This window comes from Agrobacterium tumefaciens (assembly GCF_005221325.1).
Classification (GTDB): domain Bacteria; phylum Pseudomonadota; class Alphaproteobacteria; order Rhizobiales; family Rhizobiaceae; genus Agrobacterium.
The window spans coordinates 1,509,828-1,525,442 of sequence record NZ_CP039889.1 but is presented as its reverse complement, the minus strand read 5'-3'; the positions used below and the strand labels follow the sequence as shown (position 1 = coordinate 1,525,442).

13 protein-coding genes are annotated in these 15,615 nt (G+C 59.5%); 7 read left to right on the top strand and 6 right to left on the bottom strand.

Annotated elements, in window-relative coordinates; translation table 11 throughout:
- Positions 1-123: 123 nt before the first annotated feature.
- Complete coding sequence (locus CFBP5499_RS21970) at positions 124-1,653, bottom strand: L-piperidine-6-carboxylate dehydrogenase (protein WP_080830139.1); 1,530 nt, start codon at positions 1,651-1,653, stop codon at positions 124-126.
- A 213-nt stretch (positions 1,654-1,866) separates the two neighbouring features.
- Between CFBP5499_RS21970 and CFBP5499_RS21965 the strand changes: the two genes are divergently transcribed.
- On the top strand, positions 1,867-2,769 hold the full coding sequence (locus CFBP5499_RS21965) for a LysR family transcriptional regulator (protein ID WP_080828277.1): 903 nt from the start codon (positions 1,867-1,869) through the stop codon (positions 2,767-2,769).
- Positions 2,770-2,782: 13 nt separating this feature from the next.
- On the opposite strand, the gene CFBP5499_RS21960 is transcribed toward CFBP5499_RS21965, so the two are convergent.
- Positions 2,783-3,670, bottom strand: a complete 888-nt coding sequence (locus CFBP5499_RS21960) for a DMT family transporter (RefSeq protein WP_080828279.1) — start codon at positions 3,668-3,670, stop codon at positions 2,783-2,785.
- 385 nt (positions 3,671-4,055) lie between these two features.
- Here CFBP5499_RS21960 and CFBP5499_RS21955 point away from each other — a divergent pair, with 385 nt between their 5' ends.
- Together CFBP5499_RS21955 and CFBP5499_RS21950 are read left to right on the top strand one after the other, a co-directional pair.
- Positions 4,056-5,387, top strand: a complete 1,332-nt coding sequence (locus CFBP5499_RS21955) for a UDP-glucose dehydrogenase family protein (protein ID WP_080828280.1) — start codon at positions 4,056-4,058, stop codon at positions 5,385-5,387.
- An 86-nt stretch (positions 5,388-5,473) separates the two neighbouring features.
- Entirely contained in the window at positions 5,474-6,496 is a 1,023-nt protein-coding gene (locus CFBP5499_RS21950; RefSeq protein WP_080828282.1) for an NAD-dependent epimerase, read from the top strand.
- On the opposite strand, the gene CFBP5499_RS21945 is transcribed toward CFBP5499_RS21950, so the two are convergent.
- The 3 genes from CFBP5499_RS21945 to CFBP5499_RS21935 are packed head-to-tail and all read right to left on the bottom strand — an operon-like array spanning position 6,497 to position 10,255.
- On the bottom strand, positions 6,497-7,543 hold the full coding sequence (locus CFBP5499_RS21945) for a glutathione synthase (protein WP_080828284.1): 1,047 nt from the start codon (positions 7,541-7,543) through the stop codon (positions 6,497-6,499).
- 10 nt (positions 7,544-7,553) lie between these two features.
- Positions 7,554-9,431 carry a flavohemoglobin expression-modulating QEGLA motif protein gene (locus CFBP5499_RS21940; RefSeq protein WP_080828286.1) on the bottom strand — a complete coding sequence of 626 codons (1,878 nt, stop codon included), beginning with the start codon at positions 9,429-9,431 and terminating at the stop codon, positions 7,554-7,556.
- Complete coding sequence (locus CFBP5499_RS21935; RefSeq protein ID WP_080828288.1) at positions 9,428-10,255, bottom strand: N-formylglutamate amidohydrolase; 828 nt, start codon at positions 10,253-10,255, stop codon at positions 9,428-9,430. The genes CFBP5499_RS21940 and CFBP5499_RS21935 overlap by 4 nt, the downstream gene beginning before the upstream one ends.
- Before the next feature lie 289 nt (positions 10,256-10,544).
- On the opposite strand from CFBP5499_RS21935, the gene CFBP5499_RS21925 reads away from it, so the two are divergent.
- The 3 genes from CFBP5499_RS21925 (at position 10,545) to CFBP5499_RS21915 (ending at position 11,846) form a co-directional block, all read left to right on the top strand.
- Positions 10,545-10,766, top strand: coding sequence for a hypothetical protein (locus CFBP5499_RS21925; protein ID WP_077984959.1), 222 nt, complete (start codon positions 10,545-10,547; stop codon positions 10,764-10,766).
- Positions 10,767-10,783: 17 nt separating this feature from the next.
- Positions 10,784-11,344 (top strand): type 1 glutamine amidotransferase domain-containing protein, encoded by a 561-nt coding sequence (locus CFBP5499_RS21920; protein WP_080828292.1) that lies wholly within the window; start codon positions 10,784-10,786, stop codon positions 11,342-11,344.
- Between the two features lie 61 nt (positions 11,345-11,405).
- Complete coding sequence (locus tag CFBP5499_RS21915) at positions 11,406-11,846, top strand: PPC domain-containing DNA-binding protein (RefSeq protein WP_080828293.1); 441 nt, start codon at positions 11,406-11,408, stop codon at positions 11,844-11,846.
- A gap of 54 nt (positions 11,847-11,900) precedes the next feature.
- Here the strand turns inward: CFBP5499_RS21915 and CFBP5499_RS21910 are convergent, their stop codons facing one another.
- Positions 11,901-13,943 carry a DUF4034 domain-containing protein gene (locus tag CFBP5499_RS21910; RefSeq protein ID WP_080828295.1) on the bottom strand — a complete coding sequence of 681 codons (2,043 nt, stop codon included), beginning with the start codon at positions 13,941-13,943 and terminating at the stop codon, positions 11,901-11,903.
- Between the two features lie 440 nt (positions 13,944-14,383).
- On the opposite strand from CFBP5499_RS21910, the gene CFBP5499_RS21905 reads away from it, so the two are divergent.
- On the top strand, positions 14,384-15,610 hold the full coding sequence (locus CFBP5499_RS21905; RefSeq protein ID WP_080828297.1) for an NAD(P)/FAD-dependent oxidoreductase: 1,227 nt from the start codon (positions 14,384-14,386) through the stop codon (positions 15,608-15,610).
- Positions 15,611-15,615 lie beyond the last annotated feature (5 nt).

The following is a 15,615-nucleotide window of genomic DNA, read 5'->3' as shown; positions in this document are numbered from 1 at the left end:
GGAATAAAATTCCGCTGCCATCAGGCATTTCCGCAAATATTGGCGGCGGCTTGTTTTCAGCCCCCAAACGAAAACGCCGGCGCACGAGGCGCCGGCATATGGATCAATCAGGATGCGGTGGGCTTATTCGATATCGAAGGAAACGCCCTGTGCCAAAGGCAGCGCCTTGGAATAGTTGATGGTGTTGGTGGCGCGGCGCATATAGGCCTTCCAGGAATCCGAACCGGATTCACGGCCGCCACCGGTTTCCTTCTCACCGCCGAAGGCGCCACCGATTTCCGCACCCGATGTGCCAATATTGACGTTGGCGATGCCGCAATCCGAGCCCTCCGACGACAGGAAGCGTTCCGATTCCTGAATGTCGCGGGTGAAGATCGATGAAGAAAGACCGGCGGCGACGGCGTTATGGGCGTCGATCGCCTGATCGAGATCGCTATATTTCATGATATAGAGGATCGGCGCGAAGGTTTCTTCCAGAACGGGGCCAACCTGCTTCGGCATTTCGACCAGTGCCGGCTTCACGTAATAAGCGTCTGCCGCACCGGTATCCACGCGGCTGCCGCCATTCACAACGCCACCTGCCGCCTTGGCAGCCTCAAGCGCCTTTTGCATGCCGTCAAAGGCCGCCTTGTCGACCAGCGGGCCGACAAGTGCGGCGCTTTCCAGCGGATTGCCGACGGAGACGGAGGCATAGGCCTTCTTCAGGCGCGGCACGAGTTCGTCATAAACGCTGTCATGCACGAAAAGGCGACGAAGTGTGGTGCAGCGCTGGCCGGCGGTGCCCATGGCGCCGAAGGCGATGGCGCGCAGCGCCATGTCGAGATCGGCCGAGGGGCAGACGATGCCGGCATTGTTGCCGCCAAGCTCCAGAATGGCGCGGGCGAAGCGCTTTGCCAGACGCGGGCCGACATCACGGCCCATGCGGGTGGAACCGGTGGCGGAGACGAGCGGCACCTTGGCATTGTCCACCATGGCTTCACCGACGGCGCGGTCACCGATCAGCAGTTGCGACAGACCTTCCGGCGCATCGCCGAAGCGCGCAGCCGCGCGCTCGAAGATGCCCTGCACGGCAAGGGCCGTCAGCGGGGTCTTCTCCGAAGGCTTCCAAACCACCGAATTGCCGCAGACGATGGCAAGCGCGGCATTCCACGACCAGACGGCGACGGGGAAATTGAAGGCCGAGATGACGCCGACGACACCGAGCGGATGCCAGGTTTCCATCATGCGGTGGCCGGGGCGTTCGGTGGCGATGGTGAGACCATAAAGCTGGCGCGAAAGACCGACGGCGAAATCGCAGATATCGATCATCTCCTGCACTTCACCGAGGCCTTCAGACGGGATCTTGCCCGCTTCCAGCGAAACGAGACGGCCAAGATCGGTCTTGAAGGCGCGGAGTTCTTCGCCGAGCAGGCGGATCAGCTCACCGCGGCGAGGCGCCGGTACATTACGCCAGGTCCTGAAGGCCGCGTCAGCCTTGTCGACCACGGCTGCGACACCCTCTACCGACACAGTCTTGAGGCTCGCGATCTGCTCACCCGTGACGGGGCTGAAGGACGCCATGTCGCCGCCGGTATAAAGATCGCGGGCAACACCCATCCTGTCGAGCAGAGCCGCGGCTTCCTGTTTCACATCAAGCTTCGTCATCGCATCCATGTCCATCGTCCTTTTGGTTGAAAGGGGAGGAAAGGCCGTGTGGATACGGCGCTTTCAACTCCCGGCACTCATCTTTCCCCGAATTTTTCATTCGTTGTTTGAAACTGGGCCCGGCAACGCCGGAAAACACCGTTCCATTCTTTCCCGTAATCATATATGGCCATAACAACCCTTTTCCAATGAGGAAAGCGGGTAAGTTGATGCGAGAATGGAATGGATCCGCGCAGAAGACTGGTTCCTGACATCGTTACCCTGCAAGCGTTCGAATGCGCGGCACGGCATGGCAATTTTACGCGTGCGGCCGAAGAACTCAACCTCACGCAGAGCGCTGTCAGCCGACAGATCGGCGAGCTGGAAGCGCAGACGGGAATGCAGCTGTTCGAGCGCATCCGCCGGCGGGTCGTGCTTTCGGAAGCGGGGCGCAAGTTCCTGCCCGATGTGCGGCGCCTGTTGCAGCAATCCGAACAGCTGATGGTGCGTGCGGTTTCCGCCGGAACCTCGCATGCATCGCTCTCCGTCGCAACATTACCGACATTCGGAAGCCGCTGGCTGATGCCGCGCCTCTCCCGCTTCATCGACGCCAACCCTGATATGACGATCACGATCGGCTCGCGCTCGCATCCCTTCGATTTTGATGAGGAAGGTTTCGATCTCGCCATTCACTACGGCCAGCCAATCTGGGCACACGGCACCTGCACGTTCTTATGCAACGAGGTGATCGTGCCGGTCGCGAGCCCTGCCCTGCTCCGCCGCGCAGGCGTGGACCGGGCGCAGGATCTGGCCGGACAACCGCTGCTGCATGTCACGACGCGGCCGAAACTCTGGACGGAATGGCTGGAAATGAACGGCGTGACGGCTGACAATGCCTATCAGGGCAGCCGTTTCGATCAGTTTTCGATGATCATCGAGGCCGCCGCGAGCGGCATCGGTTTCGCCCTTCTACCCAGATATCTCATCGAGGCGGAACTCGCCTCCGGCCGCCTCGAAATCGTCTTCGACATACCCCTGCAAACCGACAAGAGCTATTACGTCGCCCTGCCGGAAGGGCGGCAGGACAATGCGCTTGCCCGCGCCTTTCAGTCCTGGCTGCTCGATCAGGTTGGCAAGCCGTTATAGCTAGCTGTGCGCATCAGAGGCGATTGCGGAAAAACGGGTTCCATCGCACGGTGCCGAGCCTTACCTTTTCACGGATCATCGTCAAAAGTCCCGATCCAGCGATGACGGCGAGACCCAGCACCGCAACGGCGTCAGGATATTCGTGAAAGAAGGTCATGCCAATCGCCACGGCCCAGAGTATTTGCGAATAATGCGATGGCGCGATCTGGCTCGCCGGCGCGATGCGGGTTGCGACCAGAAGGGTGATCTGTCCCGTCGCCGTGCAAAGGCCGATGAAGGCGAAGGCCAGAAGCTGGTGCAGGTTGGGTATGACGAAATCGGGGATGGAAGCGATGCCGTTGAAGGTAAGGCCGTAAATCAGGAGCACGCCCATGATCGAGGTGCGCTTTTCCTTGCCCGCGAGCGAGCGCAAAAGCACGATGGTCATCGCCGCCAGGAACGCGACGCCGATGGCGGCGATATGGCCGAGTTCCAGCGTCTTGAAGCCCGGCCGCACGACGAGGACGACGCCGACGATGCCGGCCAGAACCGCCGCCCAGCGCCATGGGCCGATATTCTCCTTCAGCACCACGGCGGAAAGTACTGTCACGAAAAGCGGTGACAGGAAGATCAGCGCATAGGCTTCCGCAAGGGGAATGGTGGTGAAGGCATAGATGCCGAAAATGCCGGCAAAGAGACCGGAAATCGCACGCCCATGCACCGCGAATGGCCGGCTCATGCGCCAGAATTCGCGCCACCTTTCCTCACGCGGTTTGCTGAAGAAGATGAAGATGCCGGAGAAGAGAATACTGAAAAAACCGATCTCGAAAACGCTGATCTGCGATCCCAGCGACTTGATCGTGGCATCGCCCATGGAAAAGGTCGCATAAGCGAACAGACCGAGCAGAAAACCCTTTTGCATTTGACTTCCCCGAACATCGACCGCAACGCAAAGCATCCCCCGGCCGCGTGGAACGCGACCCGGACGCCCCCTCCAAGGGGACAGACAGTCTGGCAGATTTGATCCTCGACCCTATGGCTAGACCCGGCTACCTATGAGTGCAAGCCGCAAAACAGGCAAAAATGAGCGATCTCACCGCATCGATGCAATCGGCTGCGAGGTGCGGCAAATTTGTCCCGCCAAGGCCATCACATCACCGTCATGGAAAGAGGTTAGCCGGTGTTGATCGTGGCGCTTGGCGACGGGCATGAAGGCGGCTAAATATCATCATGCGATTTTTCACCCGCCGATTTCCCCGGCCGGTGCTGCCGAGTTAACATGGCCTCGCTAACCGAAAGGAAAAAGAATGCGGATAGTGATGATCGGTTCGGGTTATGTCGGCCTTGTGTCCGGCGCGTGTTTTGCAGATTTCGGCCACGATGTGGTCTGCGTCGACAAGATGCCGGAGAAGATCGAGGCCCTGAAAAACGGCCATATTCCGATCTTCGAACCGGGTCTGGAGACGATCGTCGCCAACAACGCCAGGGCCGGCCGGTTGAGTTTCACCACCGATCTTTCCGCGGCCGTCGCCAATGCCGAGGTCGTCTTCATCGCGGTCGGCACGCCCTCGCGGCGCGGCGATGGCCATGCGGATCTCGGTTACGTCTATGCGGCGGCAAAAGAGATCGCCCATGCGCTGGATGGTTTCACCGTCATCGTCACCAAATCGACCGTTCCGGTCGGCACCGGCGATGAGGTGGAGCGCATCATTCGCGAGGAAAACCCCTCCGCCGATTTCGCCGTGGTGTCCAACCCGGAATTCCTGCGCGAAGGGGCAGCCATCGAGGATTTCAAGCGGCCGGACCGTATCGTCGTTGGCCTTTCCGACGAGCGTGCCCGCCCTGTCATGACGGAGGTTTACCGTCCGCTCTACCTCAATCAGTCGCCGCTACTCTTCACCACGCGGCGCGCGTCGGAACTGATCAAATATGCCGCCAACGCCTTTCTGGCGATGAAGATCACCTTCATCAACGAAATGGCTGACCTCTGCGAAAAGGTCGGCGCCAATGTGCAGGACGTGTCGCGCGGCATCGGTCTCGATGGCCGCATCGGCTCGAAATTCCTGCATGCCGGCCCCGGTTATGGCGGCTCCTGTTTCCCAAAGGATACACTGGCGCTTGCCAAGACCGCGCAGGATTATGATGCGCCGGTGCGGCTGATCGAAACCACCATTGCCATCAACGACAATCGCAAGCGCGCCATGGGCCGCAAGGTCATCAATGCGGTGGGCGGCGACGTTCGTGGCAAGAAGATCGCCGTGCTGGGCCTCACCTTCAAGCCGAACACCGATGACATGCGCGACAGCCCGGCGATCGCCATCATCCAGACCCTGCAGGATGGTGGGGCAAAAGTGGTCGGTTACGATCCCGAAGGCATGGCGAATGCCCGCCATCTGATGGAGGATATCGAATACGCAACAGGCCCCTACGAGGCGGCGCAAGATGCAGATGCCGTGGTGATCGTGACGGAATGGAACCAGTTCCGCGCGCTTGATCTGCCGCGCCTGAAGGCGATCATGAAAAGCCCTGTTCTGGTGGACCTGCGCAATATTTACCGCACGGATGAAGTTGCCGCGCATGGTTTCATCTATGCCGCCGTCGGCCGCCCGCATGAGGATACCGCCGGCAAGGAACTCTAGCGCTTCGTCGTCTGGAATTTCACTGAAACAATTTTCGCGCTTCGGGTTAACCGCAAACGCACCAACAGATTCGGGACATAGTCATCATGCGTTATCTGGTTACCGGTACGGCAGGCTTCATCGGCTTTTACGTCGCAAAGCGGCTGCTGGATGCGGGACACTTCGTGACCGGCTTCGACGGCATGACGAAATATTACGATGTCAGCCTGAAAGAAAAACGCCACGCCATCCTTTCCCGCTCCAACGGCTTCCGGGCTGAAATCGGCATGCTGGAAGATACCGATGCGCTAAAGCGGGCGGCGGAGGCCGCAGAACCTGAGATCATCATCCATCTCGCCGCCCAGGCCGGTGTTCGTTACAGCCTTGAAAATCCGCGCGCCTATATCGATTCCAATCTCATCGGCTCATTCAACATGCTGGAGCTCGCGAGAAGCCTTGATGTCAAGCACCTGATGCTGGCATCGACCTCCTCCATCTACGGCGCCAACGAAAAAATCCCATTTGCGGAGAGCGACAAGGCCGACGAGCCGATGACGCTTTATGCCGCCACCAAAAAATCGATGGAGCTGATGGCGCACAGCTATGCCCATCTGCACAAGCTGCCCACCACCGCCTTCCGTTTCTTCACCGTCTATGGCCCGTGGGGACGGCCGGACATGGCGCCGATCAAATTCGTTGATGCCGTCTCCAACGGCCAGCCGATCGATATTTACGGGCAAGGCAATATGAGCCGTGATTTCACCTATATCGACGATCTGGTCGAAGGCATCGTCCGGCTGAGCACCGTCATCCCCTCCGAGGAAAACCGCGTGACGCAGGAAGGCGTGACCGACACGCTTTCGCACCACGCGCCGTTCCGCGTTGTCAATATCGGCGGCGGCCAGCCGGTAGAACTGATGCACTTCGTCGAAACGATCGAAAAGGCAGTCGGCAAGCCGGCGATCCGCAACATGCTGCCGATGCAGCAGGGCGATGTGCCGCGCACCTTCGCCTCGCCCGATCTTCTGAGGGCATTGACCGGTTATGTGCCGCAGACCCCAGTCGAGGAGGGCATCAAGGCCCTCGTCACCTGGTATCGCCAGATGCAATCGGCCGAGCTGCAGGACTAACTACAAAGTCGCCAGCAGGCGATTTGAGATCGTGCCGGCGGAAGCGCTCTGCATGGCGATCTTGGTTTCCACGGCCTCGATGATGGTATCGCTGAAATCCATCTCTGTCAGATCGCGGATATTGGAAAGGCCACCGGGCGAAAAGACGTTCACCTCCAATATCTTGTCACCAACGATATCGAGCCCCACGAGGAACATGCCGTCCTCCACGAGCTTCGGCCGCACCATCTCGGCAAGCGCCACGATTTCATCCGTCACCTTCACGGCCTCGGCGGTGCCTTTTGCGTGGATATTGGAACGCAGGTCGCCCTTGGCCGGCACGCGGCGAAGGGCGGCATATTTGCCGTCACGCATCAGCGGACGGCCATTCATCATGAAAAAGCGGATATCGCCGTCTTTCGCGGCCGGCAGATAGGCCTGCGCGATCAGATAACCTTCGAGGCTCACCGCCTCGAAAATCTGGTTGAGATTGGTCTCCTTGCTGGAGCCGATCTTGAAGACGTTCTTGCCGCCGGAGCCCTGCAGCGGCTTGACGATGACGCCCTTTGGATGCGCATCGGCAAAGGCGCGGATTTCATCGACATTGCGCGAGATGATCGTGGTCGGGCGAACGATTTCGGGGAAGCTCTGGAAGTAGAGCTTGTTCTGCGCAAGCGCCAGACCCTCTGGATCGTTCAGCACCACGACGCCGCGCTGTTCGGCAAGCCGCCCGAAGAGAATGCCGGCATGCACCGCCCATGGCCGTGTCGTCTGGTCGAGCGAAGGGTCGTTGCGCAGCATCAGCGCATCGATTTCCTCGACATCCATGGTGCGCCGCTCCAGCGCCTTGTCCTGGAGCGTGGAATGGAACGTCTCGCCTTTCTTGATTCTACCCTTCGGCAGGACGGTGGCGTGAATGGTCAGGCTGTCATCCGAGCGCAGGGTAAAATCCCCTGGCGTCAGATAGACCACCTCATGGCCGCGATTGAGCGCCGCCATGGCCAGAAGGCCGGTGGCGTAGTTCGGCCCTTCGGTTTCGATGGAATTGACGAAAAATGCGATACGCATAAAGCCCCTCCTATAATGTCGCCAGTTCGGCAATTGATAATCCCGCCCGTATTTTCTCCAGCCGCTCATTGGCCTTGGCGGGCAGCAGAAAGGCGGGTCTCACACCCGGCGGGCGAAGCAGGCCACGCAGGGCAAGCTCCTGCATGACAGGGAAATGCTGGGCGGCAATCTTGCCCATCCAGAAGGGGTCGAGCGCCCCGCCCCTGCACAGATGGTCCAGCACCTCGGCCAGCCCACGCAGATAGATCGCATCCTTGGAAAGACCGCCGCCGCGATAGATGCGCAGCACCATGTTGAAGGCGCCGGCAGCATCGAAACCATGTTCACGAGTCATGATGCGGAAGGTTTCCACGAAAGTCGCGCCGTCCAGCATGGCAGCGCAGCCGACGACGCGGCCGGCGACCAGCCGCAGGCGTTCGCGCGTCATCCCACCCGCCAGATGTTCCGCCAGCACCGCCAGCCCCTCCTGCACACCCTCGTAACCGGAGAGGCCGGTGCGGAAGAGCCTGAGGCCCTGGGACGAGCCATTGAAATAGGTGAGCAGATGCACGCCGATCTCATGCGACAGCAGCGCCTCGACACGACGCTGCTCCATGACCGTGTGACGGGAGATCAACAGCTTTTCGCCCGTCACCATCAGACCGGGCGGCAGGTCGTCGCGGATTTCGACACGGGCCTTGAATTCCGGTTCTTCCCCCCGATAAGCCTCGACCATTTCCCGTGATTTCTTGGCGACCGCATAACAATCCACCATGGCGATTTCGCTGGTTTCTTGCCCGCGCGGGCAATCCTCTAGCACACGAAGCGCCAACGTCAGAAGGGCGGGTTCGACGGCACCATAAAGGGCGCGCGAAAAATCGGTGAAGGTGCGGTGATGCAGGCTCGCAAGCATCGTCAGTTGCAGGTCGATCTCCCGCTGTTTCTCCCGGTAGAGATGATAGAGAACCGGGTCTTCCAGATGATCGAAAACAACGGAATAGAGCTTGCGCTTCTGCTCTTCCACATCAACGCCCAGCGGCCGGTAAAGCAGGCGCGGCGCAAACTGGAAGTTGCCATCACGAAATTCCTCGAAGGCCCGGCGGGCATTGATCGGCGTGACGGACAGAAGAAAATCGAAGGATGAAACGATCTCGTCAACCGAGCGGTCGGCGCGCCGGACGGCATCGACAAAGGCCTTGCGACCGAGCGCCCGGTGGCTGGTGACCTTCAGCGCATCCATACCGGACGAAAATGACGAGAAGGCCTGCAGACCGGCATCGAAGAGATCGGCGATCATCGTCTCACGCAGGCCGGGATAGTCAGCACCGGATTCGGGCTGGCGATAGATCGGTGCAAAACGCACGCTGATGCAGGGAAAATTCAGTCCGGCATTCTGAAACCGGAGGATCGGATCGGCTTCCGGCTCCGGCCGGGTGATGCGCGGCGTGCGAAAACGCACTTCGGCATCACAGACCGCCTTGATGAAGACCCGGCGGGCTTTCTGGGTTTCCGGTTCCGAAGTCGCCGAGACGGAAACCTCATAATGCGGCAGGAAGGGGGAATCGTCGGCGAGCAGGATATCGTGCTCCAACTCGCCGATATCGAGAACGATGAAGGCGCCGAAACGCTCCCGCATGGCTACGCCAACCGCCTCGATCAGCGGTGCGGCCTCCTGGATGGTGGAAGAGATGAGATAGGATGCATGGGCGGCGGCGATATCGCGGGCGGCGAGATTTTTCGTACCCCCGGTCAGATGCAGGCAGAGGAACGGCAGCGGCCGGTCGATATGCAGCCGGCCATCCTTTCCGACATCACGGCGAATGGCCTTGCCAGCCTCAAGGCAGGAGACGACATCATCCACGAGATCGGCGACGGGGGAGGGTGCGCGGCGTGCGGAGGAAACACTCATCGCCGCGACCTCAGGCACTCTTCGAGAACCGGCTGAAGAGCAGCGACAGTCTCTCTGATATCCGAAACCACACGCCTGTCCGGCTCTCCCGTCCACTCGTCCATGAAGAACTTCTTGAACTCGACTGCAATGGCGCAGCCGTTCTCCGCAAAACGTTCGTGAATGAAGCGGGTCTGTTCCCCCTTGCCCTGAAAGGCCACGTTCTCGCGCACATCAAGGCGGCGACCGCCGATGGTCGCGGATGCGAAATGCTGCCCCACCGCACTGACCACATCGTTCCAGCGGTTGCGATCCATTGAAAACGTGCCGATATTGATATCGGGTGCTTCCGCCTGCGCCGTTGGCGGCTCGCTGGCGCCCTGGCGGCGATGATTGTAGCTGTGCACATCCAGCACCACGAAAGCCCCATACCGCCGCTCGACGGCCGAGAGAACGCTTTCAAGCATCGCGTAATAATCCGCATGAAAACCGAGTGACTGGCGAACCGCGTCTTGTGATGGTTCCTCGTTCCAGACCTCAAGCCCCCAGGATTGCTCCGGCTTCAAATAGATCGCCTGATCGGCCGCGCGGTTGAGATCGATTTCGAAACGTGAATGGTGCACGACGATGCGGTTTGTAAGTCCCGCAATCATGTCAGCGGTGAACGGATCTTCCTCACGCAGCCTTTGTTCCGGAGAAAGAGCCATCAGGTCGACCATATCCGAACGGATGAAATGACCGTCGTGAATAGCCGTGCCGACAACCGGTGACTGCCCGAAGTCGATCGACCAGAAACCTTTGTTTTCAGTATCGCCGCGATATTTGTCGTCGTTTCTGGCTGCCATGCTGCCTCCCCTGCATGGGGTGTAAAACAGTGGAAGACGCCGGTTTGTTCCGGTTAAAATTGCGCACTATTCATTTGCGCGAGCCGATAAAGTCGTTCGGAAAACTGCGGAACTATACCGGAAAGCTGACGTTGTTCAGACAGGAGGGCCGCCGTGTCAAACGGACGCGATGGTGCCGAAGAACACCGGGATTTTTCCGTTTTCTCCCCGTGGCCAACGAAATGGCAGCCGAGCTTCTCACCCATCCGGCGTCCCTCCGTCCCGCTTTCCCTCCATAAGGAGCCGCAACATGGAAAAAACCGAAACGCGCAAACTTGCGGAAGAATATCTGCGGCTTGGCGGCACGCGTCAGGTGATGATCGACGACAACAAGACCTTCGTGCGCCAATGGGAACACGAACCGGCGGAAGCCGAGCGATTCTGGCAAACGCATATCGAAAATCTCGATGCGGAGCGCCGCAAGGACGTGGAGTTTTTCCTGCCCTCCATCAATTCCGACAAGGATGACTGAACCCAAAGGAGACAGACATGACTGCCATCAACGCTGCAAAAATCCTCATTCTCGCAACGGACGGCTATGAGCGTTCCGAATTGCGCGTGCCCTATGATCAGCTGAAGGCCAAGGGTGCAGATGTGAAGATCGCTTCCATCAAGGAGGGCGAGATCAAGAGCTGGGACAAAAAGGACTGGGGTGACAGCATCACCGTCGATCTTTCCGCCAAGGCCGTAAAAATGGAAGATTTTGACGCGCTGGTTCTCCCCGGCGGCCAGATAAACCCGGATATTCTGCGCCATGACGAAAATGCGATGCGGGTGGTCCGCGATTTCGTCACGTCCGGCAAGGTCGTTGCGGCCATCTGCCATGCGCCGTGGCTGCTCATCGAAGCGGATGCCCTGCGGGGCCGCGATGCCACCTCTTACTGGTCGATCAAGACCGACCTCAAGAATGCCGGCGCCAACTGGAAGGATGAAAAGGTAGTGACCGACAAGGGGATCATCACCTCCCGCAGCCCTGACGATCTCGACGCCTTCGTCGCCAAGATCGTGGAAGAGGTCGAGGAAGGTCGCCACGAACGTCGCGCCGCTTAAGGCACGCACCACATCCCCATGCCGCCGGTTTCCCGGCGGCATTTCTATTTGGGAGGAAGATATGAAAAGCAGATTGCTGGCAAGCGGCGCGGAGCGCACCTTCATCCTCGTCATCGATCCCGGGGAAGAAGCCTTCGAGGCCATCAGGCGTTTTGCGAAGGCCGAGAATATCAACGCCGCCTCGGTCACCGCGATTGGCGCCTTCGCTACGGCAACACTGGCCTTTTTTGATCTGTCCACACAGGACTACAGTGAAATTCCGGTCACCGATCAAAGCGAAGTTCTGAGCCTGCTGGGGGACATTACCCTGGACGAGAACGGTGTGCCCAATCCGCATCTGCATGTGGTTCTTGGTTTTGCCGACGGGTCCACAAGAGGCGGACATTTTCTGAAGGGCGTGGTGCGTCCTACTCTGGAGGTGGTCATTCGCGAAACGCCCGCAGAACTGCGGCGCAGTTATAACAGGGAATTCGGCATTGCTCTCATCGACCCTGCAAAATGAGAGCCACAGAACCGGAAAAACCCGATCGCACTAACCCCTCCCATGGAGGGAATGTCATGGCCCTAACTTCGGCGGTAAATGGTCACTGGAAAGTTTGTTGCCGAAGAAAGCGCGGATCGCCCGCCCGGCCATTTGCCAGCCGCCCGAACCGTAAATCTGCGTTTCCATCCAATCGAGTGACGAATGATCGGGGAAAAGCTCCTTGTATCGATCAAACCACTGCATGGCGACAAACTCGCTCTTAGGAACGCCATCGCCGTATTTATAGGCGAGGACGACCTCACCATAGGCTTCGCCGGCAAGATGATCGTCGTCGTGACCAACAAGGGATTTCATGTTGGCAACGGCCTGCTGCTTTTCCTCCGGCGTTCCATGCCGGCGGCTGACACTTGCCACCTTGATCGCGGATAGCTCCACGCCCCCATGCATTGCCCCGACATAGAGGTTGCGAACCCGTTCGAAGTTTGCGCGGATCGTCAGATCGGCTTTTTGAACATTTTCAAGCTGCCAGGCGTAGTTGTAGAACGCAACCGGGTCCCCTTCCTCGACGGCTCGCTCAAGCCAGTGATCCGCCTGGCCCACGTCAAGCAGATGCGGTTTGGCATCATCCCGGGTGCCCCTGACGATATCATACATGCTGGCCGCAGCCCCATAGACACGTCTCTCCGCAAAGGCACGCGTGAGATAAGCCGACTCGTCCTGGAAGCCACCGTCCCAGATCATCCGGCAGGCATGCATCGGCGTGAATTCATCCGGCTCGTAAAGCGGTGCAAGCGCCGCCGCCCGGTCGATCAAACGCGTGGCGATCACGGGGTCCGCCTCTATGCCCCACATGCCGAACTGCCAGGCAAAGGCCCCCATGGTCAGCATCGTCGGTTCATCGAAACGGCGCACGGCAGTTTCCAGCACCCGCGCATAGGCGCCTTCCACATCCTCGACATGGTGGATCAACATCAGGTTGGTGAAGTCCCGGAACGGCCCGTCCACGCCGGGATATGTTCCCGGCTCTCTCAGATAGCGGACAGATTCGACATGGCGCCGATGCGCCAGTTCCGCATCCTGCAGGGAATAGTGCGTAAAGTTGGCATATTTGCCGAGAGCAATGAACCGCAGCCGATCGGGAAGGTCTCGCAACAGCCATTGTTCGAATTTTTTCTTCCGCTCCGCAGCGCCTCGAACATCGTCCGGCTCGGGATAATCAGGAATTGTCAGCGTATCGTGAACGCCTGGCCAGCGGACAGCGTTGCGTTCCTTTTCGCTCAATTGCGAGCACAGGGGGCTGGACGCGAATTTTTCAACCTCACCTTCCGAACCGCCCCAGCGTGCGCTCAGATATTGCGCATATTCCGCAAGCACATCCCCCCAGCCGGGCTTGAACGAAAGGCAATAACGCAGCCAGTAATAACCGGGATTTTGAAGATCTCCCTCCTCTACCGGCGGCGCGGAAACAGGAAGCGTTGCGGTGGCGATGCCGGGCGGTTTCAGCCCGTACCTTGCAAGCTGGGCGCAAGCCGCCTCGTAAATATCCGCCTCGAATTCATCCCGTTGCATGGTGTTTTGAACCGGCCCGCCGTCAAACAGCGCATCGATGAAATCCGGCTGGCCGAGATACTGGCAGATCTGCATCATGGTTTCGCAGGCGACCGCCGGCCTCTGGGACAGCGCCATTGCCTTCAACAGATATTCGGCTGCGTCGATGCAGGCCATATGCGCGGCGATCCACTGATCTTCCCCAACCTCCGATGCCCACGACGCCGTGCGGATATCGCAGGCCCGGCGAAAGTAATATTCACCGGAAATCATATGCGCATGGTAGGAGGCAGGGTGGGATCGAACCCACTCATTCAATAGTTCAAGCCGCAGGGCCGCATCGACACCCGCATTGTCGAACAGGGCGGAGCTGGTTGCAAGAAAGGTGTAGCGATCGTCCGGAACGGCATCGGCTTGCCACCATGCCTCTTCCAGTTCCGCCAAAAGACGTTCGACCTCGTCGAAACGCCGCTCAAGCATCACCTTGCGCAGTTCCTCCTGCTGGCGCAGGCGAATCCACAGCGGCCCATTCAGCGACAAGGGAGGCAAGCTTTCGACAATCGGCATGGGCGATCCTTGAAACGGTTTCGTGAAAGGCGATCTTCAGGCAATTCATTTCATGGCCCGGTTGTAAGGGTTTTGCAACTGCTTGAAATAACCGACAAAGTAGCGGCTCTCGTCCGTAGTCGAGCTGTGATCGTCAACAGCGGTCGTCCTCCGAGGGGGATGCCTCGTGGCCTTCAATGACGAACCCGTTCTGACACCAGGCGCAGCGGGCAGGCTCGCGTAAAACAAACGGACGGAACCGGAAAAACGCCGTTGCGTTATACCTCCACATCAGGGGGCGCCATGGCGGCAGTGGCCAATCGAAAATATGGGAATGATGACGGTGTCAGACAGATTCTGATCGGTCGCACGCGTAGCATCGCGCGCATTGTTATTCGCCCTGCCCATGGCCCCCTTAATATCGCCGGCGACCGGGTAGAGACGCCTTTCAGGACATTTTCATGCCGACATCGGAACTGACGAAAGAACGCGATCTCAGGGATTCAAAGCCGATATGGGCCGATAGCCCACGCATCGGTGTCCGCAGCAGGCATACACCGGCCACCAACCATTACGACACGATCGTCGTCGGGGCCGGCATCAGCGGCGCGCTAGTGTCCCATGCCCTGCACAGGTCGGGACAGACGACGCTCATCATCGACCGGCGCGAACCGGTCATGGGCAGCAGTGTGGCCAGCACGGCGATGATACAGCACGAGATCGACACGCCCCTGACGGAACTCAGAAAGATGATCGGCAAGGATGCCGCCGACAGCGCATGGCAGCGTTCCGCCCGCGCCGTCCTGCGTCTGGAGGAAATCGTTTCTTCGCTCGGCATTTCCTGCAGCATGAAACGCAAACAGGCGCTTTATCTCGCCGGAGACGAAATGGGATCGCGCGCATTGAAAGCCGAAGCGGCCGCGCGCGAAGAGGCCGGCATCGAAGCCCGCTTCCTCTCCACCGGGGAATTGCGAGAGCAATATGGCCTCAATCGTACCGCCGCCATCCTCAGCGACATCTCGGCCTCAGCCAATCCGGCGCAGCTGACGGCCGGCCTGCTGCGCCATACGGCGGCCGCAGGCGCTGAAATCGTCTCGAAGCTTGAGATTACCGATCTCAGAAATCTCGGCGACGAGGTGGTCCTAGCGACCGCCGACGGCAAAATCCTTTCCGCACGCAACGTCGTCTTCTGCACCGGCTATGAATTCCTGAAAATACTGGAGAGCCCGAAACACCAGATCATTTCCACCTGGGCGTTGGCGAGCAAAAAGGGGCTCGATCTACCCGGCTGGCTGGAGAGCCATATCGTCTGGGAAGCGTCCGATCCCTATCTCTACCTGCGCACCGACCGCGACGGGCGGGTGATCGCCGGAGGTGAGGATGAGGAAAATTCCACCTCCTACCAGTCGGAGCGCAAACTGGCCGACAAGGCGCAGACGATCCGCCGCAAGATCGAAAAGCTTCTCGGCATCGATATGGACGAGCCGGACTATCGCTGGGCGGCCGCCTTCGGCACCACCACCACCGGCCTGCCGCTGATCGGCGCGGTGCCGGGCATGAAAAACGTCTATGCCGTGATGGGCTTCGGCGGCAATGGCATCACCTTCAGCCAGATCGCCGCCGAAATCGTGGCGGCCGCCGTCAATGGCGGCAAGGATCCCGACGCCGATCTCTTCCGCTTCGGCTGATACGC